The 25,520-nt window shown below is 32.7% G+C and carries 23 protein-coding genes; 10 read left to right on the forward strand and 13 right to left on the reverse strand.

Features of this window, described 5'->3' with window-relative positions:
- The 4 genes from GQ47_RS09345 to GQ47_RS09360 all read left to right on the forward strand — a co-directional run bounded on the left by GQ47_RS09345 (position 1) and on the right by GQ47_RS09360 (position 3,907).
- Positions 1–1,269: an ABC transporter permease gene (locus GQ47_RS09345; protein WP_035647572.1), complete on the forward strand. Its 1,269-nt coding sequence runs from the start codon at positions 1–3 to the stop codon at positions 1,267–1,269.
- 4 nt (positions 1,270–1,273) lie between these two features.
- Entirely contained in the window at positions 1,274–2,173 is a 900-nt protein-coding gene (locus tag GQ47_RS09350; RefSeq protein WP_051951459.1) for a hypothetical protein, read from the forward strand.
- Between the two features lie 167 nt (positions 2,174–2,340).
- Positions 2,341–3,396, forward strand: coding sequence for a type I restriction endonuclease (locus GQ47_RS09355; RefSeq protein ID WP_035647575.1), 1,056 nt, complete (start codon positions 2,341–2,343; stop codon positions 3,394–3,396).
- A 100-nt stretch (positions 3,397–3,496) separates the two neighbouring features.
- A complete protein-coding gene (locus GQ47_RS09360; protein WP_035647577.1) occupies positions 3,497–3,907 on the forward strand; it encodes a hypothetical protein in 411 nt (136 codons plus the stop codon).
- A gap of 331 nt (positions 3,908–4,238) precedes the next feature.
- Here the strand turns inward: GQ47_RS09360 and GQ47_RS22860 are convergent, their stop codons facing one another.
- Positions 4,239–5,156: a hypothetical protein gene (locus GQ47_RS22860; protein ID WP_051951461.1), complete on the reverse strand. Its 918-nt coding sequence runs from the start codon at positions 5,154–5,156 to the stop codon at positions 4,239–4,241.
- Positions 5,157–5,525: 369 nt separating this feature from the next.
- Between GQ47_RS22860 and GQ47_RS23830 the strand changes: the two genes are divergently transcribed.
- The 3 genes from GQ47_RS23830 to GQ47_RS09385 all read left to right on the forward strand — a co-directional run bounded on the left by GQ47_RS23830 (position 5,526) and on the right by GQ47_RS09385 (position 8,187).
- Positions 5,526–5,657 (forward strand): hypothetical protein, encoded by a 132-nt coding sequence (locus tag GQ47_RS23830; RefSeq protein WP_256380878.1) that lies wholly within the window; start codon positions 5,526–5,528, stop codon positions 5,655–5,657.
- A 244-nt stretch (positions 5,658–5,901) separates the two neighbouring features.
- The gene (locus tag GQ47_RS09380) at positions 5,902–6,570 is read left to right on the forward strand and encodes a response regulator (RefSeq protein ID WP_035647582.1); all 669 of its coding nucleotides are present in this window, start codon (positions 5,902–5,904) and stop codon (positions 6,568–6,570) included.
- Between the two features lie 264 nt (positions 6,571–6,834).
- Positions 6,835–8,187: a GH1 family beta-glucosidase gene (locus GQ47_RS09385; protein ID WP_035647584.1), complete on the forward strand. Its 1,353-nt coding sequence runs from the start codon at positions 6,835–6,837 to the stop codon at positions 8,185–8,187.
- An 82-nt stretch (positions 8,188–8,269) separates the two neighbouring features.
- Here the strand turns inward: GQ47_RS09385 and GQ47_RS09390 are convergent, their stop codons facing one another.
- Both GQ47_RS09390 and GQ47_RS09395 read right to left on the reverse strand, forming a co-directional pair.
- Complete coding sequence (locus GQ47_RS09390) at positions 8,270–8,632, reverse strand: hypothetical protein (protein ID WP_035647587.1); 363 nt, start codon at positions 8,630–8,632, stop codon at positions 8,270–8,272.
- Between the two features lie 349 nt (positions 8,633–8,981).
- Complete coding sequence (locus GQ47_RS09395; RefSeq protein ID WP_152561016.1) at positions 8,982–9,614, reverse strand: hypothetical protein; 633 nt, start codon at positions 9,612–9,614, stop codon at positions 8,982–8,984.
- 598 nt (positions 9,615–10,212) lie between these two features.
- On the opposite strand from GQ47_RS09395, the gene GQ47_RS09400 reads away from it, so the two are divergent.
- Both GQ47_RS09400 and GQ47_RS09405 read left to right on the forward strand, forming a co-directional pair.
- Positions 10,213–10,413 carry a hypothetical protein gene (locus GQ47_RS09400; protein ID WP_035647592.1) on the forward strand — a complete coding sequence of 67 codons (201 nt, stop codon included), beginning with the start codon at positions 10,213–10,215 and terminating at the stop codon, positions 10,411–10,413.
- 51 nt (positions 10,414–10,464) lie between these two features.
- Positions 10,465–12,174 (forward strand): tetratricopeptide repeat-containing sensor histidine kinase, encoded by a 1,710-nt coding sequence (locus GQ47_RS09405; protein ID WP_035647596.1) that lies wholly within the window; start codon positions 10,465–10,467, stop codon positions 12,172–12,174.
- A 200-nt stretch (positions 12,175–12,374) separates the two neighbouring features.
- Here the strand turns inward: GQ47_RS09405 and GQ47_RS23635 are convergent, their stop codons facing one another.
- The 6 genes from GQ47_RS23635 to GQ47_RS09430 form a co-directional block, all read right to left on the reverse strand.
- A complete protein-coding gene (locus GQ47_RS23635) occupies positions 12,375–12,551 on the reverse strand; it encodes a hypothetical protein (protein WP_193745222.1) in 177 nt (58 codons plus the stop codon).
- Positions 12,552–12,765: 214 nt separating this feature from the next.
- Entirely contained in the window at positions 12,766–14,208 is a 1,443-nt protein-coding gene (locus GQ47_RS09410) for a TolC family protein (protein WP_035647598.1), read from the reverse strand.
- Positions 14,201–17,368 carry an efflux RND transporter permease subunit gene (locus GQ47_RS09415; RefSeq protein WP_035647600.1) on the reverse strand — a complete coding sequence of 1,056 codons (3,168 nt, stop codon included), beginning with the start codon at positions 17,366–17,368 and terminating at the stop codon, positions 14,201–14,203. Before GQ47_RS09415 ends, GQ47_RS09410 begins: the two co-directional genes overlap by 8 nt.
- 106 nt (positions 17,369–17,474) lie before the next feature.
- Positions 17,475–18,557, reverse strand: a complete 1,083-nt coding sequence (locus GQ47_RS09420; protein ID WP_026728144.1) for an efflux RND transporter periplasmic adaptor subunit — start codon at positions 18,555–18,557, stop codon at positions 17,475–17,477.
- A 175-nt stretch (positions 18,558–18,732) separates the two neighbouring features.
- The gene (locus GQ47_RS09425) at positions 18,733–19,116 is read right to left on the reverse strand and encodes a hypothetical protein (RefSeq protein WP_026728143.1); all 384 of its coding nucleotides are present in this window, start codon (positions 19,114–19,116) and stop codon (positions 18,733–18,735) included.
- Positions 19,117–19,373: 257 nt separating this feature from the next.
- Positions 19,374–19,778 (reverse strand): GNAT family N-acetyltransferase, encoded by a 405-nt coding sequence (locus tag GQ47_RS09430; protein WP_026728142.1) that lies wholly within the window; start codon positions 19,776–19,778, stop codon positions 19,374–19,376.
- 181 nt (positions 19,779–19,959) lie between these two features.
- Here GQ47_RS09430 and GQ47_RS09435 point away from each other — a divergent pair, with 181 nt between their 5' ends.
- Positions 19,960–20,523, forward strand: a complete 564-nt coding sequence (locus tag GQ47_RS09435; RefSeq protein WP_026728141.1) for a hypothetical protein — start codon at positions 19,960–19,962, stop codon at positions 20,521–20,523.
- A gap of 45 nt (positions 20,524–20,568) precedes the next feature.
- Here GQ47_RS09435 and GQ47_RS09440 read toward each other — a convergent pair whose 3' ends face one another.
- The 4 genes from GQ47_RS09440 to GQ47_RS09455 form a co-directional block, all read right to left on the reverse strand.
- Positions 20,569–21,180 (reverse strand): hypothetical protein, encoded by a 612-nt coding sequence (locus GQ47_RS09440; RefSeq protein WP_035647603.1) that lies wholly within the window; start codon positions 21,178–21,180, stop codon positions 20,569–20,571.
- Between the two features lie 151 nt (positions 21,181–21,331).
- Entirely contained in the window at positions 21,332–23,203 is a 1,872-nt protein-coding gene (locus tag GQ47_RS09445) for a M1 family metallopeptidase (RefSeq protein ID WP_035647606.1), read from the reverse strand.
- 248 nt (positions 23,204–23,451) lie between these two features.
- Positions 23,452–25,032 carry an NADP-dependent glyceraldehyde-3-phosphate dehydrogenase gene (locus GQ47_RS09450; protein WP_035647608.1) on the reverse strand — a complete coding sequence of 527 codons (1,581 nt, stop codon included), beginning with the start codon at positions 25,030–25,032 and terminating at the stop codon, positions 23,452–23,454.
- 76 nt (positions 25,033–25,108) lie between these two features.
- Complete coding sequence (locus tag GQ47_RS09455; protein WP_035647612.1) at positions 25,109–25,420, reverse strand: rhodanese-like domain-containing protein; 312 nt, start codon at positions 25,418–25,420, stop codon at positions 25,109–25,111.
- Between the last annotated feature and the right edge of the window lie 100 nt (positions 25,421–25,520).

Raw genomic sequence — 25,520 nt, forward strand, 5'->3', positions numbered from 1 at the left:
ATGAAACCACTTTCACAATTATTTAGTTTAAAAAAATCTGAAGATTCTTCTATAAAATCTTTTGATGAAAATGAAGACGACAGAGAGCAAATTAGAATTACTTATTATCAAAGCGGTTTTGCTGCTTCTATAAAAGCTACCGGAAAGCCAATTGTTCTAAAAGCATGTCTGCAAAATCTTTATATGAGTTTTGAAGACCAATGCCGAAAACAAAAACTGGAACAAGACAGGTTGAAACAGCCTTATCGAGAAGAGCAGGAAAAAAACAGAACTGAGCTTAAAAAATCTGAAGTTGCAATTGGCATTTATGAAAAAAAAGAACAGGATATCAATGACAATATTGACCAAATTAAAAACGAAATTATCGAAGTAAAACGTAATCCCGACAAATATGGAATAGACGAAGGAAAAGGTTTAAAAGCGCAGTTCTATATTGGTTTGATTCTTTTATTGCCAATCACACTTTATGTTTTAGTATTCTATATTTCGGCATCTTATTCTGCTTTTTTCAAAGAATTTTCAAATGACAGTTTAAGCGCGGCTATTTTTGATGCTGATGCTTTTACAAATGCATTTAAAGCGAGCTGGCTCGAAGGAGTTTTAGTCGTGACAATTCCGTTTGTTTTTATGGGATTAGGTTATGTTATTCATATGGTACAAAAAGGTAAAGGACTTAAAAATGTTTTCAGACTTATTTCTCTTTTTGCTATTACATTTTTATTCGATTCTCTTTTGGCCTATATCATTGAGAAAAAAATATACGAGTTTAACAAAACAACAGAATCTTCTCCTTACAATTTAAATATCGCTTTAGGCGAACCAGAATTCTGGATGATCATATTTGCCGGTTTTGTAGTTTATATAATTTGGGGACTTGTATTTGATTTTGTTATGAAAGAATTTGAAAATATTGATAAAATACGAGCGTTCATCAGAGGAAAAAAAGAAAATTTAATCAATCTTGAAAAATTGAAAACAGATTATATCAATAAAATAAATGATTTCAAACAGCAGATTGTCACCATAAATGGAAAAATCTCTGAACTACAATCGAAAATAGATGGTTTTGTCTTTCCTGTAAAAGAATATCTGCATTATCATCATCAATATAAAGAAGGCTGGTTCCAGGCAATTGGTACCGAATTGGCTTTACCTTATAAAGAGAAAGAAGAACTTTTACAAAGCTGTGAACTTTACTCTGAAGAACATTTAAGCAAATTAAACTTAGTCGATCCAGATTTTCAACATTTAGTATATTCTAAAAACTGATACTATGAAAAAAACTATACTAAGAATCACAATGTCATTATTGTTGATTTTCTTCTTTTCATGCAAAGAAGAAACCAAGAATGAAGAAAAGGAAACCTCAACTAAAAGTTCAGTTTCAGAAAATTATAATATCAGCATCTTGGTGGATTTATCAGACCGAATAAGTCTCAAAAAAAATCCAAATCCAACAATGGAAATCTATCAACGAGATTTAGGATATATCAAATCGGTTTCTGAAGCTTTTACTCAGCATTTGAAATCAAAAAGAATGAGGCAGATTGATGACAAAATGCAATTATTCTTTAATCCTGAACCAGAAAACTCTGAAATTAATTCTATTTCCAAAGAGTTAAGAATTACTGTTGACAAAGACAATGCTTCAAAAAAATTATTGAATTCTATTAACGAAACCTATTCTTCAAAAACATCAAAAATATATGATTCAGCAATTAAAGATGATAAATATATTGGGTCTGACATTTGGAACTTTTTTGACAGCAAAATTCAAGATCAATGTATTGATAAGAATTACAGAAACATCTTGATTATTCTGACAGATGGATATATGTTTTATGAAGGTACGCAAATCAAAGATGGAAATTTATCGAGCTATTTAACACCTCAGCTAATTAAACAGAATGGATTAAATAACAACGATTGGCAGAAAAAATTCGAGAAAGAAAATTTTGGATTCATTAAAATTGATAAAGATTTATCGAATCTCGAAGTTTTAGTTTTAGGAATAAATCCAAGTAAAAATAATCCGTTTGAGGAAAAAGTTATAAAAGCGTATTGGAGCAAATGGTTCTCAGAAATGAAAATAAAACATTTCGAAATTAAAAATGCTGATCTGCCTTCAAATACAGATAAAATTATAAAGGATTTTATTCTAGAAAAAGAGTAAAAAATTCAAAACCTAAATGCTTTAAAGAGGAACATCATTGTCCTCTTTTTTCTGTTTAAATCCTTTTCTAAAAAAGTTTCTTTTCTAAATTTTATCAGATTACGGATTTCCATAAAATATTGATTTGATAGGTTTTACTTTTGAATATTAATCTAAATCACAAACCAATGGAAATCAACATTCAACTAAAATCATTAGCCGATAAAATAAATCAGCTGAAAAGTAAAATTGAAACTGAAGAATCTACAAAACATGCTTTTGTATTGCCTTTTATACATATTTTGGGTTATGATGCTTTTAATCCGTTAGAAGTAGTTCCTGAATTTACAGCAGATCTTGGGCTGAAAAAAGGAGAAAAAGTAGATTATGCTATTTTCCAGAATGGAGAACCCATTATAATTGTAGAATGCAAAAGTTGGAAAGAAAATCTTACGGTTCATAATTCGCAGTTATTCCGTTATTTCCATGTTACAAAAACCAGATTTGCGCTTTTGACAAATGGCATTACATATCAATTTTTTACCGATTTAGATGATCAAAATAAAATGGATGAAAAACCATTTTTGGAATTTGATATCAGCAATCTAAAGGAAAATACAATAAACGAAATTGCAAAATTTCATAAAGCCAATTTTGATGTAAATAATATTGTAAGCAATGCCAGTTCTCTAAAATACATTAAAGAAATCAAAAAACAGATAAGTGCAGAATTAGAAAACCCTTCAAATGATTTTACAAAACTTTTTGCCAATAAGGTATACGCAGGCAGACTAACTGAAAAAGTTGTTGATGAATTTAAAGACTTAGTTCAAAAATCAGTAAATCAATTTATCAATGATAAAATTAATGATCGTTTAAATGCCGCTTTAACAAAAGAAACAATTAAACAGCAAGTCGAAGAAATTTCAGTAATTGAAGATGACAATAAAATTAATACAACTGAAGAGGAACTAGACGGTTATCGAATAGTGGTTGCCATTTTACGCCGAAAACTTCCAACCAACAGAATTGTTTATCGCGATACGCAATCCTATTTTGGAATCTTACTAGATGATAACAACCGTAAGCCTTTATGCAGACTACATCTTAATGGCGGTAAAAAATACATAAGCCTGTTTAATGATAATAAAACAGAGTCAAAAATTTCGATTTCATCAATCGACGATATTTATCAGTTTGAGAAAGAATTATTAGATACTGTGGCGCTTTACGAAACAGAATAAAATCACGTATAAGTACTCACTTAAAAGAATTTAATTCTATTTAGATTTAGAAACTAAATTAAATAAAGCTTTTAGCTCTAAACCAAATACCACAAAGCCTATGCAAAAAAACTACCTCATCTTGCCTTTATTATTTACGTTTTATTCTTGCAAAAAATCTGGTGCTCTGCCTCCACAGCACATCAATACGTTTTATAAAGAAACAGTTACCGCAGACGACCGAAAAACCATTACACCAGAAGAAGCTAAAACTTATCACGTAAATAAAACCTATCAATATGAATACCGCACAGGAAATCCAGGTCATTACGAATACAATTATGATGTAAAAGGAATAAATTACAAAGGTGATTCGGTTTTTGGAAATATAAATGTTCAAGGAAAATATGGTGCAGGAATTTTAATGATAGATAGCATTCCTGAGCTAGAAATTTGTACAGAATGGATTTCATACGGAAAATTAAAAGCATTTGATAATAAAGGAAATGAATATCACTTAGTAGCAAAATAAATTAAGTCAAAATGAAATATGCTTTATTACTTCTCTTTACTTTTTTAACTTCATTTTGTCCGCTCGAAACCACAGTATATTTATGCGGTCCAACAGGTGCCAAAAAATATCATTATAATGCAAACTGTCGTGGACTAAGTTCGTGTAATCATGAAATTACAAAAGTTAGCCTTAAAAAAGCTCAAGGATACGGTTTGACGCTTTGTGGTTGGGAAGATTAATTTCTTCTTTATATTATTCAACGAATGGCAATTGTACAAAGAAAGAATAACCGAATCAATAAAAACGAATTATAAAATCTCCCAAAATAAAGTTTATTTTGGGAGATTTTTTATTTTGCTGCACTAGGTTTATGTGCGTACTTTCTAAAAATATCTTTTGTGACTGGTTTCAGTGCAATATTATTTTCAGGATGCCTTCCGTGACCGTTAAAAAAGTCAATTCCATCAGCAGTTTGGGCATACCAAATTATAGCGCGCCCGTATTTATCAAAACAAATAGTATGATCATCAATATCTACTTTCTGCAAATGAACCAAACTTTCATCTAACAATTCAACTGGATTTCGTGTAAGCGTACTTTGTGATTTCAAATCGCACCTAACAAGCTCATAATGATCGCCTGACCACTGCATACACTCTTTCTGCGGAAGCGCCAAATAAATAATAACGCCAATCAAACAAAGAACAGCCGTTATTGATGCAATTCGAAACATTTTAAATTTTGACTTATAAATTCTAAATTTTCTTTTCTTATTTGGTGTTTTCGCAAAAACTGCATTTTCAGGATGTTTCAAATTTTCGGGAGCCTTCTCAATTTCATTTTTGTATAAAACGTCGGGACCAAAAACAGTAATTTGCTCTTCCTGAGACATTGCTTTAGCCTTAAATTTTCTGAAAGGCCTTGGCTGAAAATCAATCAAAATTGCAGCCATATCAACGGTATCTATTTTTAGAGGTTCTTTCTCTCCCTTCAAAAATGCGCCTACTTTTTTATACTTATCCGTATAAGTTGTACAAGTATCCTCCATATTTTTATCGAAAGGAACACCTTTAAAATCCCAATACACTTTTAAATCGTCTGGAGAAGGATTTTCACGTAATATTTTCCAACATAAATCTCTCAAATGGGCTTGAGAAGGTGTCTCCAGATAATTAGAGTTTTCCCCTAATTCTTTTTCGCTATTATATTTTCTTCGTATAGCTTCTTTATAAGCTTTTTCATAATTGCATCGTGTAATGTGGTCCATATACATTCAGGATTTTCAGGATTTTTAAGATTAATTCTCGGATTTTTCAAGAAAATCTGGAACATTTGGAATCTCCGGATTTCCTTCTCAATTCAAAGGAAAATAAATGATTACTTTACCTTAGAATTAGTGCTCGTTCTGACTCGCGATCATAACAAATTTACAAAACTAGTTCACCTAGAAATTGCGGGAAACCGTAAATTTTAGTTTAGGAGGAAAACCTAAATCAAGACTTACTATTTTACGCTCTTTTCTTCACAAACAGAAAGTTTCATTGCCCAAAAAACGATTCAGAACAATTCTGAATAGCAATGCTTATGCCAAATTTTTAAGCCATAATAAAAAAGAAAAAATATTTTTTCGTTCTATTTGAACACAATATTATTTTCTTGTTATGATGATAAATATGATCGTATTAAAAAAGAAATAGAACGTGCAAAATCAAATTATACCGACGATTTTCCAGAAGAGTTTCTATCCCCGCCGCCAAAAGATGAATAAATAAATTGCACTTAATAATTAATTAGTACTTTCGGGGAAAGTAAATCTTTTGGTACGATTTTCTTTTTATGTCTTCTTATTTTTGTTTTTCTTGTTTCATACAAAGACAAAACAGCTGTTTTTGTAAAAAATGGTATCCAAAATATGGAAAACCGTACTTTGTTTACAAAAGGAACTATTAATTTTGACACTGAACCTGATAGAGGTTTTTAAAGTAAAGATATCCATGCCTAAATAATTTTTTATGTTTAAAAAAGTAATGATAGCCGAAGATTTAGATAGCATCAATTTTGGAATCGAACAAGTCCTAAAAGATTTAGGAATTGAGAATTTCGATTATTCCAAATATTGTGACGATGCCTTTTTAAAAATACGTAAAGCCATTCAGGACAATGATCCTTATGATTTATTGATAAGCGACCTTTCGTTCAAAACAGATCATCGCGAGGTAAAACTTGCCAGTGGCGACGAATTGGTACAGAAAACACGAGAAATCCAGCCTGATATTAAAATACTAACCTATTCGGTCGAAGACAAAAGTTATCGTATCAAATCTCTTTTTGAAAATGCATCAATAAATGCTTTTGTTTTGAAAGGGAGAAACAGCATTGAAGAGCTTAAAAAAGCTATTTCGATTATTTCATCTTCTAATGAAAAATTTATTTCGCCAGAAATTGCTTTGTTATTGCAGGAAAAAAATAATTTTGAAATTGATAATATTGATATTAAAATCCTAAAATATTTATCTGAAGGAGAATCGCAGGATGATATCATCGAAATTTTCAAAAATGCAGATGTCAAACCAAACAGCAAAAGTGCTATCGAAAAAAGATTATCGAAACTAAAAGATTTCTTTAAAGCTAATAATACGGTTCAGTTAGTTTTTATTGCAAAGGATATGGGGATTATTTAACTCTCGGCAAATACTTTATTAACTAAAGCTCCTCTGGGGGCTTTTTATCGTTTTTTTGATCACTTTCATCTTATTTAATTATTTGATAATAATGACTTTACAATTTATTCACATTAGTTTTCTTAATTTGAATAAAAGTAAAAGTTATGAAATTCTTTAATCTAAATTTTCTGGTATCATTCAAAGAGTGGCTTTTTTTAAGAGCTATGCAATCTTCTTTCCTTCATTAAAAAATCAATTAAAAATCAAGGAATACATAGTTGAATGAATAAAATTGAAAACTCATTTCTAAACAAAAATCAATTTGGAGAAGGTTTCTTGTGGGGTGTTTCTACCGCCGCATTTCAAATTGAAGGTGCTCATGATGCAGACGGAAAAGGTTCTTCGATCTGGGATGTTTTTACCTCTCAAAAAGGGAAAATTAAAAACGGACATCATGCTGTAACCGCTTGTGATTTCTATAATTCGTATGAAAATGATATTAATTTAATCAAAGAATTAAATATCCCGAATTTTAGATTTTCGATCAGCTGGCCACGAATTATGCCTACAGGTACTCATCCTGTAAATCAGGCCGGAATTGATTACTATAATAAAATCATCGATTCATTGCTTGCTCAGGGAATTGAACCTTGGGTTACACTTTACCATTGGGATTTACCGCACGCTCTGGAAGAAAAAGGCGGATGGACGAATCGCGAATCTATTTCCTGGTTTTCAGAATATGTCGAAATCTGTGCAAAGCATTTTGGCGATCGTGTTAAAAACTGGATGGTTATTAATGAACCTTCTGTTTTTACCGGAGCTGGTTATTTTTTGGGTATTCACGCACCGGGAAAAAAAGGAATTACAAATTACCTAAAAGCAATGCATCACGTTACAATGGCAACTGCAGCCGGAGGAAAAATACTTAGAAACAGAATTCCTGATGCCAATATTGGAACTACTTTTTCTTCAACTCATATTGAACCTGCGACAACAAGTCAAAAAGATGCCGAAGCTGCAAAACGTGTCGACACTCTGCTTAACCGAACTTTTATCGAGCCACTTTTAGGACTTGGATATCCACAAGGCGATTTACCAGTTCTAAAAAAACTAAACAATTATATTGCGTCCGATGATTTGGAAAACATCGCTTTTGATTTCGATTTTATTGGTCTACAATGTTATACCAGAGAAGTTGTAAAATCGTCGTTGATAATTCCGTATATCGGTGCCGAATTAATTAGTGCCGAAAAAAGAAATGTCATCGCAACTGATATGGGCTGGGAAGTTTACCCTCCCGCTCTCTACCATGTTTTAAAAAGATTCAACGAATACGACGGCATCAAAAAAATTATAATTACCGAAAATGGTGCCGCTTTCCCAGACACGGTTACAAACGGAAAAGTGCACGATATTAAACGTACACATTATATTCAGGATCATTTAGAACAAATTTTGAAAGCCAAAGAAGATGGCTTAAATGTAGATGGCTATTTCGTATGGACGCTTACCGACAACTTTGAATGGGCCGAAGGTTACAACGCCAGATTTGGGCTAATTCATGTCGATTTTGAGACTCAAAAAAGAACAATCAAAAATTCCGGATTCTGGCTCAAAGATTTTTTATCTTAAGACTTTATTCCTAAAAATAGCAAAAGCCTTTCTCATTAAATGTGAAAGGCTTTTATATTTTTAATAAATCCCGTTTAATCAATTAAAATCTAAATTTATAATTCTGCTTTCTAATTCCAATATAAAGTTTCCCATTATTTATTAAGTGGGCCGTTACCACAATATATTTTTCTTCTGGATAATTTACATCGTAACTAAAGGTCGTATCTTTTGTTTTAACCTGAAGCAGATGCTTTCCATCATCCGATATTGAAAGCTCTGCTGTTTGGTAAGTCGGCATTTCATTTGTTGCTTTCAAGTTAATATCCTGAACTTTCTTTTTATCCAGAAATACTTCTAGTTTTAGATTGTCCAGTTTCATTTCGGTTGGCTGTTCAAACGATACGACATACTTTTTACAACCGAAAGCGCATAAAACAATTAATAGTATTAATACCTTTTTCATGAATGAATTTTTAAATAGATTGTTGACAGAATCACTTTTTTTACTGCCTTATAAATATAAATAATTTTATCGAAATCCAATTAAAAAGCAAATTTTACAGCCTCATTTATTAAGCAAACAAATACGAAAAAAACTTCCAAAAAAAAGCAAAAAAAAATCATTATTTCGTTGATTTTATTAGGTTTAACGGTATTTTTTTCTTATCTTTATAGTATAAATAACAGTAAATATATGCCGAAAAACAAACTTTTTAAATGCCTAAATTACTCTTCAAAAAATTATTCTTTTTCCAACTTTTTGCATTTTATTTCTCAAAATGCTTTCAATCTTCTTTTGGAAATTACCCTACCTAATCTTTTTTCTGCACAAAATATAAACATGCAGAAGACACTAATGCGACCGCTCCAATTGCAATCGTAATTACTTTTCTGGGATATATCTTCTGAACTATTTTTTTAGAAAATATGTCTTTTAAATTCAAAAAAAGATTTCCTCTTTTAGGAACTTCTTTAGACCCTTCATTTTCATTTTTCACAAAACTCTTTAATTCTATGACTTCATTATCGATTTCAGCAGTTGCTTTAATTTTTTCTACATTTCCAGTCGTTTTGGCTTCTTCAATTCTACACTTTTCATTAAACCTTTTAAAAGGTCGCGGTTGAAAATCGACCAAAACTGCCGCGAGATTTATTGCGTCAATATTTGAAGGATCTGTTTCTCCTTTAAAAAAGGTTTCAATGGGTCTAAACTTATCCTTTTGTTCTTTAAACTTATTCTTTTTTTTATGATCAAAATCTAAACACAATAAATTCCTAAAAACATTCAAATCATCTTGGGTTGGGTTATTTTCGAAAATAAGCCAGCACAAATCGCGAAGTTTTCCTCGAGACGGACTATACAAATAATCAAAGTGTTCTCCTTCTTTTTCGAGTTCATATTTAATTTTAATCGCCTTTTTATATTCTTCTAATGTATTATTCATCTTGTCTTTTTTAAGAATCTCTTCGGACTCTTTATTTTCATTTTTAATCAAAACATTTTTATATGCCTTTATTTTTGACTTCTAAAATTCAAATCATTATCAGCACTTTCAAATTTTATTTTAATTCCACTTTTTTACTACTTTTTTTTACACTTCAACCAACTTTTGTGTGGCTTTTTGTCTCTATTAAAATAGAGCTATGTCTAAAATCAAATAAAATTTAATCAAAAAACAGGCATTGCATTTTTATTTTATTGGGAAATCATAGGAATCTCAGGAAAACGCAGGAATTCCGGGAATTCCTTATCTACAGTAGCCTAGAAGTGCCTTTCCTTTGCATAAGAAATTAGTTCAAGTTTTGTCTGCAGACTAAAACAAAAATATAAAACTAGTTCTAATTAACATTGTGGAAAACCGTAAGGCCGAGTTTATTCGGGAAGTTTAAATTACGTCTTACAGTTCTACACGATCAACTTCCCAAAATCAATTTGGTATTGTCAATAATGAACTCTGGATAACTCCGGACAGCAATACCTATGTCTAATTTCTAAATTAAATCAAAATGAAAAAACTATTATTTTTTAGCGCTATTGCGTTAATGTTCACTATATTTTCTTGTACTCCGGATGAGTTTGAAACGCAACCAAAACAAGAAACAAAAAAAACTATTAATCCAGCAAAAGATACCTTTGCTGAGGATGGTCCTGGTACCGGTACTCCAGGTACTGGTACTCCTCCTGGAGGTGAGGGTCCTGGTGATGGTGGTGGTGGAACTCCTCCTCCTCCAGCTGACGAATAATATATTTTTTAGTATCTAATTAATTACTATTTTCGGGGAAAGTAAATTTATATGTTACGGTCCCCGTTTTTTTATTTTATTATTCTCCTTTTTCTTTTTTCTTGTAAAGAAAAAAAGACGGCAAATCCTAATACAGAAACGATAAAGAAAGAAGCTTTACGCATACGAAATAAAGGCATTGAAAATTTTGAAAAACAAAGTTTTGGTGAGGCCTTTCATGAATTTAATACATCGAAAAAACTTTACGAAACTTTAAAAGACAGTGCCAACATTGGATATATCCTTATAAAGATAGCAAGAATACAGCAGGTCAATGGAGATTATTATGGCAGCAAGGAAACTCTTACTGAAGCATCAACATATTTCAAAAAAGAGAGTGCATACATTGCTGATATAAATCTTATATTAGGTATTGCAGATAAAGAACTTTCTCTTTACAATGATGCTATTTTTTATTATAAAGAATCTGCAAAAGAATTTGAAGATCCTATTGCAAAACTAGGCCCTCTATCTAATATTGGCCCAATCTATATCCAACAAAAAAAGTACGATAAGGCAATTGCCCTTTTAGAATCTATTTTGGGTAAAAATTTATTAAATGATGAAGCTCAAGCGCCTGATAAAGCAAGAATTCAAGATAATTTGGGTTATGCCTATTTTAAATATGGAATGGATGAAAAAGGATTTCATTTAATGGATAATGCGCTCCAAAAAAGAAATGAAATTAAAGATACGTACGGAAGCATTGAAAGCTACCTTCACTTAGCAGATTATTATTCCAAAAAAGAAATTCAAAAATCAGATGAAAGCGCGCTGAAAGCATATAATATTTCCACAAAACTAAATAGTGTTGATGAAAGATTAGAAGCGTTGCAAATTTTAATTTCAAATGATCACAGTGCTCAAAAACATACATATGTTCAAAAGTATTTTACGTTAAATGATAGTATCATTAAGGTTAGAAATAACTTTAAAAATAAATTTGCTAAAATTAAATATGATGCTAAAAAAGAAAAAGACGAAAATGAAAAACTTCGTTTAGAAAAAGCTGAAAACCTATTAGCGCTTCAAAAAGAAAAATATTTGCGAATTGTATTAGTAATCATATTTGTTTTTTTAGTCATTTTAATAGCAATTTTAATCCGTTATTATAAAAATAAAAACAAGGCAACCGAATTTAGAGCTTCGTATGAAACCGAAACGAGAATTGCTAAAAAAATCCATGATGAGCTGGCAAACGATGTTTATAATGTGATTGCTTTTACCGAATCTCAGTCTTTGTCTAAAGAAAATACAAAAGAGAATCTTCTTCAAAAATTAGATGATATTTATAGCCGTGTAAGAGGAATTTCTAAAGAAAATAATAAAATTGACACGGGTGCAAATTTTACCAGCAGCATTAAAGAATTGCTTTCGACTTATAATACCACTGAAAGAAATATCATATTTACTAATTTAGAAAATATAAATTGGGAAATTGTTGACGATATAAAAAAAGTCACCATAAGCCGAATTTTACAAGAACTACTGGTAAATATGAAAAAACACAGCCAGGCAAATCTTGTTGTCGTAAAATTTGAAAACGACCAAAACTCAATCTTAATCAACTACACCGATAATGGTATTGGTTGCGAAAAAAATAAGATTGCAAAAAATGGTCTCCAAAACATGGAAAGCCGTATTCAGGCCGTAAAAGGAACTGTAGATTTTGAAACAGAACCAGACAAAGGTTTTAGAGCCAAAATAGCTATTCCTAAATAAGTGAAATTTCAAAAAAGCCTTTCAGTGTTCTGAAAGGCTTTTTTATTATTACAAATACTATAATTTCTTTTTCAAAAGTTGGCACACCTTATAGAAAAAATATATAACCACTAAAATAAGTATCACATTAAATATTTGCCAAATTAGCAATCCAATACTAAAATCGTCAATTGTTATTATTTTTTTCATGGTTTTATAAATTAAAGTCTTTTACCAGCAGTTATTTTTCCAGTTCTATTATTTTGTGCTTCTTTTAATTTAGCACTTGAATTCCCGCTTTGTTTTTCTAAGTTTTCATCATTTATACAATTAACAGAAAGCATTAAAATACACAAGAAAAGTGCAAATCTCTTTAAAATTCTAATTTTTTGGCTCACATTTTTAAGGCTTAAAAGTTAATTAAAACCAAATTATCACTCTAAAAATCAAAGACTTGACACTAAAAGCCTGAAAAATATCAAAATCAGACATTTTTAATATTTTAAATGTATTGAGATTAATCCCTTTTTTTTGAAACAAAGAGTTATAAAAAAACCTCCCAGAATTTTACTTCTGAGAGGCCTCTACTAATAACTAATTAAAATGGGCATTCTACTTCCAACCTCCGCCTAGGTCTCTGTAAACATGAACCGCAGCGTTAAGTTGTTCTTTTTTAGTATCAATCAATTCTAAATTTGCTTCTAATGCGTCACGTTGTGTCATTAAAACTTCAAAATAATCTACTCTAGCCGATTTAAATAAATCATTCGAAACATCAATTGATTTGTTCAATGCGTCAACTTGTTGCGATTTCAAATCATAACCCTTTTGCAGATTATCAATTTTAGAAAGCTGATTAGATACTTCTAAATAAGCGTTTAAAATCGTTTTATCATAATTGTATAATGCCTGAAGTTGTCTTGCATTTGCGCTTGAAAATTCCGCTTTAATTGCATTTCTGTTAATCAACGGTGCAGCAAGATCACCTGCTAATGAATATAAAAGTGATTCCGGAAACGTAAACAAATAAGATGGCTTAAATGCCTGAACTCCAAAAGCTGCTGAAATATCAAGTGAAGGATAAAACTCAGCACGAGCTACTTTTACATCTAATTTAGCCGCAACCAATTCTAATTCTGCCTGTTTAACATCAGGACGATTCATCAACAATTGAGACGGAATTCCGGCACTTACTGAAGCTGGCAATAAAGTCAGGAACTTCGTGTTCGTTCTTTTAATCTCTTGCGGATAACGTCCTAACAAGAAATTAATTTTATTCTCCGTTTCTTTGATTTGCTGTAAAATATCAAACTCCATACTTTTTGAAGTCAATACTTCAGCTTCGAATTTTTTAACTCCAAGTTCTGTCGCTCTTGCAGCTTGTTTTTGGATTTTTACAATTTCCAAAGCATTGCTTTGTAGCGTAATTGTTTGTTTTACAATATCAAGCTGACTGTCTAAAGCCAATAACTCATAATAAGAATCGGCGATTTCAGCAATAAGGTTTGTTACTACAAAGTTTTTTCCTTCAACTGTAGCCAAATATCTGTTTACTGCCGCTTTTTTAGAATTGCGCAGTTTTTTCCAGATATCAACTTCCCAATTTGCATAAGCTGCAATTGTAAAATCTCCAAGCGGATCTGGAGTTTCAACACCAGGTTTGATTTCAGTAGTGGCATCACCAGCACCTTGGCTGGTATACCTTCCTACTTTTTCTACTCCAGCTCCGGCACGAACACCAACTTGTGGCAATAAAAGTCCTTTGCGAACTCTAATGTCATTCTTAGCAATTTCGATTTCCTGCAGCGTCATGTTTAACTCCTGATTGTTTTTCAGGGCCACATCAATCAAATCAACAAGGTTTTGATCCTTAAAGAACTCTTTCCACTTTACAGTTGAGGTATTGATTGTGTCCTGAGTGGCAGTAGCACCAAATGATTGCGGAACCGGCGCACTAGCTGTTGCAGTGTCTGGCGCAGGAGCTTTACAACCCACTACAGCTAGACACAAACCCAATGCGACGCTATATTTATATATTTTCACTTTATTATACATGATTGTTGTCAATTTCTTCAGTTAATGGGTTTTCTTCTTCATGTTTAACCAATTTGTATTTCTCGGCAATTCGTCCAAAGATGTAATACAATCCCGGAATTAAGAATACCCCACAAATGGTTCCTATAAGCATACCTCCTGCAGCAGCAGTACCAATAGTTCTGTTACCAATTTTACCCGGACCAGTTGCAAATGCAAGCGGAAGCAAACCAGCAATAAAAGCAAAAGATGTCATCAAGATAGGACGGAACCTCGCTTTTGCTCCTTCCATAGCCGCATCAAGAACTGATTTTCCTGCAGCGTGTCGCTGAATCGCAAACTCTACAATCAGTACGGCATTTTTACCTAGCAAACCAATAAGCATTACCATGGCAACCTGCGCATAGATATTGTTTTCTAATCCTGTAAATTTTAATAAAAGGAAAGCTCCAAAAATACCCGCTGGCAATGAAAGAATTACTGATAATGGTAAAATAAAACTTTCGTATTGCGCTGCTAATACCAAGTAAACAAATCCTAAACAGATCAAGAATACCCAAATTGCCTGATTACCTTGAGCCACCTCATCGGCAGAAATACCTGCCCAGTCAATGTCGTATCCTCTTGGCAGTTTTTTCTCTGCTATTTGTTGAATCACCTTAATCGCTGTTCCTGAACTATAACCTGCTGCCGGAGAACCACTGATTTGTGTTGAGGTGTACATGTTATGACGCGTGATTTCTGAAAGTCCGTACACTTTTTCTAATCTCATAAAAGCAGAATAAGGCACCATTTCATCGCGGTCGTTTTTCACATACAATTTCAATATATCATCTGGCTGTGCACGATATTCCGGCGAAGCCTGAACGATAACTTTATAGTTGATTCCGAATTTGATAAAACTGATTTCGTAGTTACTCCCCACAAGAGTTGACAAAGTATTCATGGCATTCTCGATAGAAACTCCTTTTTGTTGTGCCAAATCATTGTCGACTTTCATCATATACTGAGGGAAGCTTGAACTATAAAAACTGAATACATTTGATAATTCTGGTTGTTTGTTCAATTCGGCAACAAAATCATTGTTTACCTTCTCCATTCTCTTATAATCCCCAGAACCTGTTTTATCCAACAAACGAAGCTCAAATCCACCTGCAGCACCATATCCAGGTACAGCTGGCGGTTGGAAGAATTCGATATTTGCACCTGCAATATCTTTACATTTTTCTTCCATTTGATGCATGATCTCAACAACAGATTCTTTACGGTCGCTCCAATCTTTAAGGTTAACCAAACAAGTTCCTGAGTTAGCACCCGTACCTTCAGATAAAATTTCATAACCCGCTAATGAAGAAACTGATTTTACTCCGTCTATTTCCTCAGCAATTTTTTGAACTCTTTCTGCAATATTATTTGTTCTTTCTAATGATGAACCCGGAGGTGTCTGAATAACAGCATAAAACATTCCCTGATCCTCATTCGGAATAAATCCAGAAGGAACAGTGCTACTAATCCCCCATGTTCCGATACAGAAGCCAATTAAAGCTACAAAAGTAACAACACGTCTGTCAACAATTTTTGCCAACACATTTTGATATCTGCCTTGTGCTAAATTGAATTTTTCATTGAAAGCATCAATAAATCGGTTTGCAGGAGTTTTCTTTTTAGGTTGTCCATGATTGTTTTTCAACATCATTGCACAAAGCGCTGGTGTCAAGGTCAATGCCACAATACCTGACAGTATAATCGCAGTTGCCATTGTTACTGAGAACTGTCGGTAAAATACTCCAACCGGACCAGACATAAAAGCAACAGGAATAAATACGGCTGCCATAAGGAATGTAATTGCCACAATTGCTCCAGCAATTTCATGCATTGCTTTTTTCGTTGCCTTAAATGGTGACAGATGCTCTTCTTCCATCTTGGCGTGAACGGCCTCGATAACCACAATCGCATCATCGACCACGACCCCAATTGCCAATACCAAAGCAAATAATGTAATTAAGTTCAACGAAATATCGAAGAAAGTCATGAACACAAAAGTTCCAACCAATGATACCGGAACTGCAATTGCCGGAATAACTGTAGATCGCCAGTCACCCAAGAAAAGGAATACTACTAAACCTACCAGAATAAACGCTTCAACAAGCGTGTGAATTACTTTTTCGATAGAAGCATCAAGAAACTTAGAAACGTCATAAGAAATCTCATAATCCATTCCTTTAGGGAATTTTTGTTTGATTTTTTCCAATTTCGCTTTTACCTCTTCAATAACCTGATTCGCGTTACTTCCAAAAGATTGTTTCAATACAATTGCCGCTGAAGGTCTTCCATTCAAATTCGAATAGATATCATACATCGAGCTTCCGAATTCGACTTTCGCAATATCTTTCAAACGCAAAAGCTCTCCGTTTGGATTTGCTTTTACTACAATATTCTCGTATTGTTCTTTTGTTGTAAAACGTCCTGAATACTTCAATACATATTCAAATGCTTGAGAACGTTTACCAGAACTTTCTCCTGTTTTACCTGGAGAAGCCTCTAAACTCTGACTTGATAATGCTTCCATTACCTCATCGGCAGAGATTTTATAAGCAAGCATACGATCTGGTTTCAACCAAATACGCATTGCATATTCACGTGTTCCTAAGATATCTCCAGAACCAATACCGTTTACCCTTTTTAATTCTGAAAGTACATTGATATCAGCGTAGTTGTACAAGAATTTCATGTCGGTATTTTTGTCTGTACTATAAAGGTTCACGTACATCAACATACTTGGTACCTCTCTTGTAATTTTGATACCTTCTCTAATTACTAATGGAGGAAGCTTATTTGTTACCGAAGCCACACGGTTTTGAACGTTAATCGCGGCCTGATTAGGATCTGTACCTAAATTAAAAACTACTTTTATCGTAGCTTCACCATCGTTACCGGCATCAGAAGCCATATATTTCATTCCCGGAACTCCATTTAAGGCTCTTTCCAACGGAATAACAACTGCCTTAATCATCAATTCACCGTTCGATCCTGGATAATCTGCGGTAATATTTACCATTGGAGGTGAAATCGTAGGGAACTGTGTAATTGGCAAATTCAATACCGACAATACTCCCAAAAAGACAATTATCAGCGATATAACTATCGACAGAACCGGTCTTTGTATAAATTTATTAAACATTTTATATTTTTTTAATGATTAAACCAAATGAAAGTTTAAAATTGTTTAAGGTTTCAGGTTCCAAGTTTCACGAAAACCTGAAACTTGAAACTTTTAAACAAAATCCTTATTCTGCTTTTACACGCAAATGTTTCATTACCTCTTGAGGAGCTTGGTATTCATATTTAATTTTGTCGTTTTCTTTTACTTTCTGAACACCTTCAAGCAAGATTTTGTCATTTTCAGAAAGACCGCTTTTTATTACGTACAAATCAGGGATTTCACCTGTAATAGTAATTTCTCTTGAAGTAACTTTATTGTTCTTGTCAACAATAAAAACATACTTTTTATCCTGAATTTCGTAAGTCGCTTTTTGCGGAATTACAATAGCGTTTTTAAGAGGCAAATACATTTGTACTTGTCCAGTTTCGCCATTTCTAAGTAATTTTTCGGTATTAGGGAATCTTGCTCTAAAAGCGATATTTCCAGTTTCATTATTAAATTCACTTTCAATTACTTCTACGTTTCCTTTATGTTTGAACGTTTCGCCGTTCGCCAAAACCAAATTTACTTTGGTCTCAGCACGATCTTGAACATCTGTCTGATATTGAAGATACTCTGGCTCAGTAACATTGAAATAAGCAAACATTTGACTGTTGTCTGAAAGGCTTGTCAATAATTCGCCTTCATCGATAAGACTTCCAAGTTTTAATGGAATACGGTCAATTGTTCCGTCAAACGGAGCTCTGATTTCTGTGAATGATAAATGAAGTTTTGCCAATGAAACCTCAGCTTTTGCTGATTGCAATTTAGCCTGAGCAACGCTCAATTCGTTTTTAGAAACGATGTTTTTATCTGCTAAAAGTTTAGCATTCTGCAATTCGATTTCAGTTGATTTTTGTTCCGCTTGTGCTTTTAATAATTCTGCCTGATACATATTTGGCATAATTCTGAACAACAATTGACCAGCTTTTACAAACTGTCCTTCATCAACATAAATGTTTTGCAAAAACCCTTTTTCCTGGGCGCGGATTTCGATATTTCGGACAGATTTAATCTGCGAAACATATTCTTTTGTAAATGAAGTATCGATTTTTACCGGATTTGTTACCGTAAATACTTCAACTTCTTCTTTTTCTTCTTTTTTAGTTGTACAACTAGTTAGGCACACAAAGGCAATTAAGCCTGTGAACAAAATAATTCTTTTCATGATTTAGTTTGGAAATTAAGCGATTGAATGCTTGGAATACAGTGATTCCCTTAGATGGAAAAATGCATCAGACACCAGTAAGTTATAACCTCACTTTCATTTAAGAAGAAGTAGAAAAATATACATCAACAAGATAGCGGGATTACACAACAGGTAACCGATGTATATTGGTAAATCAAATTCTTAATACGCGTTGCGTAATGTAAATAGGATTTGAGTGCGCAAGAAAAGGCGCGTAGATTTTAAAACGATTAGATTCATTTGTAGCAGATTGCTCCGAAAAAGTCAAATACCAGTTATCAAGTAAACTGTAATTAACTGCAACAAATTTCGTTGTAAGTCCATCATTAGCATCATCATTTCCAAGCAAATCTTCTTCAACATCCACATCTGCATCTTCAATAAGTGAAGTGCCACGTTCTTGGTTTGTGAATTTTACACGGTGCTTTTTTTCAAGCAAATGATGCTGAGAAGCTCCAATAGTATTAGCATTAAGATATTGGCCTCCGCCTGACAGAAGCAAATTCATGAATACTAAAAATACTATTAACTTTCTCATTTCGGTGCGAAAGTACTAAAAGATTACAATAAAAAAAATAAAATAAGAAAGTCTTAACATGTCGATAATAAGCGAAAACGTTTTCTTTTTTTTCGCTATTTATTCCACAATTATACAAATGATTTTATATCAAAAATGCAGTCGAGCAAAATTTGCAACTGAAGTTTTGTTGAAAAAAACAAAATCAACTTTCAAAAAAATAATAAACATAAAAAATTGGCACTCTTTATTTTATTCCTCAATTTGATCTTAAATTTTTACAATAAAATTTCCATAATGGTAAATTCCTGGCCTTCTTTAGAGAAAGTTTTTTGTGTATCAATCATTCCGAATTTTTCGTAAAATGACTTTTTATTGGCGCGCGCATTGCACCAAATTTTAGTGATATCTCTTTGTTTAGCCAACGCAAATACATGCTGCAGCAGTTTTGAAGCGATTCCTTTTCCTTGATATTTTTCCAGAGTTGCCAATTTTCTGAACTGCATTTCATTTTCAGAAAAAAAACAGGAAACAATTGAAACTAGTTCTTCATTTTCAAAAGCACCAAAATGCAATCCTAGATTATCTTCTTTTAATTGAACATATTCAAAAGGCTGATCGGGCCACATTACTTCATGTCGGATTTTCCAAGTTTGCGAAGGCTCAATTGCTGTAATTTTCATTTCAAATAAGGTATTTAGTCTTAAGCCAAATTTACGCCATTTAAAAATGAAAAACATTTCGAAACCAAAAAACAACATCCTTCTCATTATCAAAAAGATAACTAAAAATAAACCAGAAAAATCATTCTATTTTAATTATTAATAATTAATTTTATAGTATCAAAATAAATAAAAACCAGTTATGAAAAAGTTCTTTCTCGCTACATTATTATGTATTTGTGTCAATGGATTTGCGCAGCTAATACAAGTTGGACCTCAATTTTCTACTAATATAACTTCCGTAATTACTGATGATTTCAGTTCTAAAAGTTCAGGAACCGAGTATGGTTTTGCTGGATTTGTTCGAGTAAATCTGGCGCTTTTTTATGGCCAGGGTGAATTTGGATATGCTAAATCAAAATTTAGCGTTTCGCAAACCGGAATTGGGGAAACAGAATATGAGTTAGGCGGTACTGACGCAACTTTGATTGCTGGTTTAAAAGTTCTCCCTTTAGGAAAATTAGGAAACGTCAGAATATTTCTTGGATACAACTGGAAAAACTACTCTGATATTAATGCAAGCAATAATCTCAATTTTATTGCTTTTGAACGAAACAATAGCAGTTTTCTTGGCGGTGCCGGAGTAGATTTATGGCGATTTACAGTCGATTACAGATATCTAGCAGGCGTAACCGATCTTGATCCATCTGGAAGAAGCATTAAAACAGGTATTTCTAATTTTTCAGTAGGTTTTAAATTTTTGTAATCGATACACAAACATAAAAAGGGGAATCATTTGATTCCCCTTTTATTATTTTATTCTTACAAAATAAGCTTCTTCATTATTGCTGGTTATATTTTCGATGCCTTTTTCAGTTTGTTTGGCAATATTTATAACGTGAAGCACATTTGCTTCTTCATCCAATAAGCAACTCCAAATTGTCCCATCAGAAAGAATTATATCTGAAAAAACACCGTCGGTCACATCTTTATTATAATATTTCAAATCCTCTGATTTTACCATTTTTTTTATCAGTGTTTTTTTATCTGTTTCAAAAAATAAAATCTTATCCTGATTTATTTCAATAATTTCTTCAATCTCATTCTGACTTGTAATTGTGGTTTGTGCCCAAGTAGGTTTATCTCCCGTCAATTTCCATTTTCCAACAACACGACTTAGAACATCATTTCTAAGAATAGTTTTTAAAGCATCTACCTGCTTTGTCGATTCTTTTCCTAATTCGTTTTCTGGTTTAAGTTTTGAAGCAATAGAAAATAAGTCTAATGCTTTTCTAAAATCTGCTTTTTTATAATACGAAACAGCTAATTCGTATCTGCTCTTTTGAAATGCGGTTTTCGAATCGTTTTGCGCAAAACTTTTAAAAGAAAGCAATAAACCTAAAAGAATGTGGTACTTTTTCATTAATAATTCAATGTTTATATTTTTGCAAACGTAACTTTTTCTGTGAACAATTTAATACGGTTTTCCACATTTGTATTATTTTACTTAAAAAATAAAAAAAACCGTCATTTTCATTAAAAAAGACGGCTTCTTGATTTATTATTATTAAGAATTATTTGCTAACCCACATATTATTCGCAGGAGTAGCATCCATAAAAATACCGCCATCAATCGTAATTAGCTTAATTTCCTTCTTGCTTTTCAAATTAATTGTTGCCAATTTTTGGTTTGTTTCCCAAATTGCTGGTGTTTGATGTACTATTTCAGTTGAATTATCCGCATAAACAACTTTTATATCAAAAGGAATTGCGAAACCTCCTGTATTTTCAATTGCAATTTTATTCTTTTCTACATTCTTAACTGTAAGATCAATGTAATTATTCGTGAAAAACCAGTTATTAAAGAACCAATTTAAGTTTTTACCAGATCCCGTATTCATCGAATTAAAATAATCCCACGGAATTGGATGCTTCCCGTTCCATGTTTCCATATAATGATGCAATGCTTTTTTGAATAAATCATCTCCAAGCAAATCTTTTAATGCGATATAAGAAAGAGAAGCTTTTCCATAAGAATTGTTTCCATAACCAGCATCTGAAACCTGAGACGACATTGAAATAATAGGCTGATCTTCTTCTGTTGACGCATCATTAATATAGTTTTTTACTCTAAATTCTTTATAGAATTTATCAGCTGCTTCTTTACCGTGTTCCGCAATTCCAATCAAATATTCAAAAGTGGTTGCCCAGCCTTCATCCATAAAAGCATAACGCGTTTCGTTGATTCCCATATAAAAAGGAAAATAAGTATGTGCTACTTCATGATCTTGAACCAATTGTGCAAATTTAGGATCACCCATTTGTGAGTCGTTACACATCATTGGATATTCCATATCAGCAAATCCTTGAAAAGCTGTCATTTTAGAAAACGGATATGGAACTCCCGGCCAATTGTTCGAAAAGAAATCTAAAGCATATTGATTATTTTTTACCGAAGCCACAAAATCAGTTCCTTTTACATCATATGCAGCCTGAACACTTGCGCGTCTGTTTGTTTTTTTATCTACCACAACACTACTTGCGTCCCATAAATAATGATCGCTTAAACCAAAACAAACATCTGAAATATGTTTTGCCTCAAATTTCCATACATTCCAGTCATTTTGTTTTGTTACTAATCCAGATTTCATTTCTTGCTCATTTGCAATGTGAAAAATTTCATCTGAAACATAAGATTTTTTCAAACGAGCAGCAAATTCGGGTTGCAAAACCTCATCAGGATTCAACAAATCTCCTGTTGCGTAAACCACATAATTTTTTGGTGCTTTTACTGAATAAGTATAATCATTAAAATCATTATAAAACTCCTGACGGTCTGTATGAGGCAATCTGTCCCATTTGTTGTAATCATCAAAAACCGAAACACGCGGATAACTGTAAGCTACAAAAAATGTAGTTTCATCAATTTGTCCTTCTCTACCGCTTTCTTTTGACAAAGGATAATTCCAGTCAATATTAATAGTTGCTGTAGAATGAGGCGGAATAGGTTTTTTCATTCGAATCATTCCAACAGTTCCCCATTTTCTGCCGTCTTCTTTATAAACTTCACCAGCAATTTTTAATGACGTAATTGTTAATCCGTCGCTTAAAAAATCTTGGCTAACGACACCGCTTCTTGGCGAAGATGGTTTATGAAGATTATTCACAAATCGAATTGGCAAGTTTTTTAATGTATCATTGCTGTTGTTTGTGTATTCAATCGTTTCTGTTCCGCTTACAATTTTTGTTTTGGCGTCAACAGTAATTTCCATGGTATATTTTCCATGATTCTGCCAATAATTTTTTCCAGGTTTTCCGTCCATTGAACGTGTACCTTTTGCGTAAGCTTCTTTTATATTTCTAGGCATGTAAAGTTCTTGCGCAAAGCCGTTTTGCACAAAAAATGCCAAAGCAATCAATAATAATTGCAATGATTTTTTTCTCATAAATGTTTTAAGATTTTGATGATTTTAATTCGCTATAATATTAGTGGATATTTTTAACTTATTGTTACAATCGAGTTATAAAATTTAAAGTTTCAAGTTTCAGGTTTCAGGTTTGGAATTCTGAGCGAAAGCGAAGAATTAAAACCTTTGTCCCTTTGCGCCTTTGTCTCTTTGTCCCTTTCAAAAAAAAACCGTCTTTTTCAAAAAAGAAAAAGACGGGACCTACAATTAATATATAACTCTGATGACTACAAAATATAATCGGTATTAATGAAGTTTGATTCTTTGCTGTTCAGCAATTCCTGCAAAATTTCATTGTTGTAATCGATATCTTTTGAAGCTACAAACGTACGTATTGAAAAAGAACGCAAAGCATCTGGAATACTTAATGTTCCTACAGCAGAATCTTTTCGTCCTGTAAATGGGAACGCATCTGGTCCTCTTTGACATGAACTATTTAAGTTAACTCTGCAAACTAAATTTACCAAAGCATCAATAAGTGGTGCCAAAGTTTTAATATCTTTTCCGAACAAACTTACTTGCTGACCATAATTTGATTCGGCCATATCTTCTAGAGGTTCGCTGATATCTTTAAAAGAAATAATTGGAACTACTGGACCAAATTGTTCTTCATGATATACTCTCATTTCTTTATTTACCGGATATAAAACGGCTGGAAAAATAAAGTTTTCTGTATGTTTTCCTCCTTTTTCATTGATAATGCTTGCGCCTTTATGTTTTGCATCACCAATCAATCCCTGGATGTAAGCTGGTTTGTCTGTTTCTGGAAGTGGAGTTAATGAAGCTCCTTTATCCCAAGGATTTCCAAATCCTAAACTATCTACTTTTTCAGCGAAACGTTTGTTGAATTCTTCTCTTATTGATTCATGAACATACAATACTTTTAAAGCTGTACAACGTTGACCGTTGAAAGATAAAGTTCCCGCGATACATTCCTGAATAGCCAAATCTAAATCGGCATCCGGAAGAATAATCGCTGGATTTTTGGCTTCCAAACCTAAAATCAAACGAAGTCTGTTTTTATTTGGATGCTGATCTTGAAGCGCAATCGCCGATTTACTGTTTCCAATTAATGCCAAAACATCAATTTTTCCCGATTTCATAATTGGCGAAGCTACTTCTCTTCCGCGTCCGTAAACGATATTGATAACACCTTTTGGAAAACTGCTTTTAAAAGCTTCTAATAAAGGCGAAATACATAAAACTCCATGTTTTGCCGGTTTGAAGATTACAGCATTACCCATAATCAACGCCGGAATCAATAATGAAAAAGTCTCGTTTAACGGATAGTTGTAAGGTCCAAGACACAAAACAACTCCAAGAGGTCCGCGGCGAATCATTGCATTTACACCTTGTACTTTTTCAAAATGAGAACTGCGTCCGTTTAATTCTTTATAACTGGCAATGGTATCATAAATATATTCAACCGTTCTGTCGAATTCTTTTTGCGAATCGCCAAGGTTTTTTCCAATTTCCCACATTAAAAGTTTTACCACTTCTTCACGTGTTTCTTTCATCTGCTTGACAAAATTCTCCATACATTTAATACGGTCAGCTACTTTCATAGTTGGCCATAGACCTTGTCCTTTATCGTAAGCAGCATTTGCAGCTTCTACTACTTCGGCAGCTTCTTTTTCAGCCATGAAAGGAATCGATCCTAATAATGTCGGAGTGTATTTTTCAGTTGATGAAATCGTCGAAAATACTGGTGTTGTTTGCCCTGTCCATTTTTTCAATTCTCCATTTACAAGATAGGCATCTTGATTTATCAGATTTTTAATCTGATATTCTTCGGGTATTAAACTCATAATCTGGTAATTTATAGTTTGGTTATTAATAGCATTTTAAACAAAAAAAGAGGCTTTTATGCGCCTCTTCTTCCTTTTATGGTTGTACGGTGTCGCCTTCCCAGTCCAGTATGCCACCAAGTAAGTTATAGGCATTATCAATACCTAATTCATTCATGATTTGGCATGCTTTTGCACTTCTGGCGCCAGAACGGCAATACACATAATAATTTTTGTTTTTATCTAATTCTTCAATTTCATAAATAAAAGCCTGACCTTTATTGATATCAATGTTTAAAGCATTTTCAATATAGCCATCATTAAATTCGTCCTCAGTTCTTACATCAAGTATAACTGCATTTTCGTCAGCGTTTAACTGAGCAACCCAATCTTCTTGTGATAAATTCATAGTAATATGTGTTTTTGTAAAATTACGACGTTTCTATTAATTAAAAACGTACCAAATGCGATTTCGATTATTATTCTCAGAAAACGTTTTAGAGAAAGGA

The sequence above is a fragment of the Flavobacterium sp. ASV13 genome (assembly GCF_000745775.1).
Taxonomy (GTDB): domain Bacteria; phylum Bacteroidota; class Bacteroidia; order Flavobacteriales; family Flavobacteriaceae; genus Flavobacterium.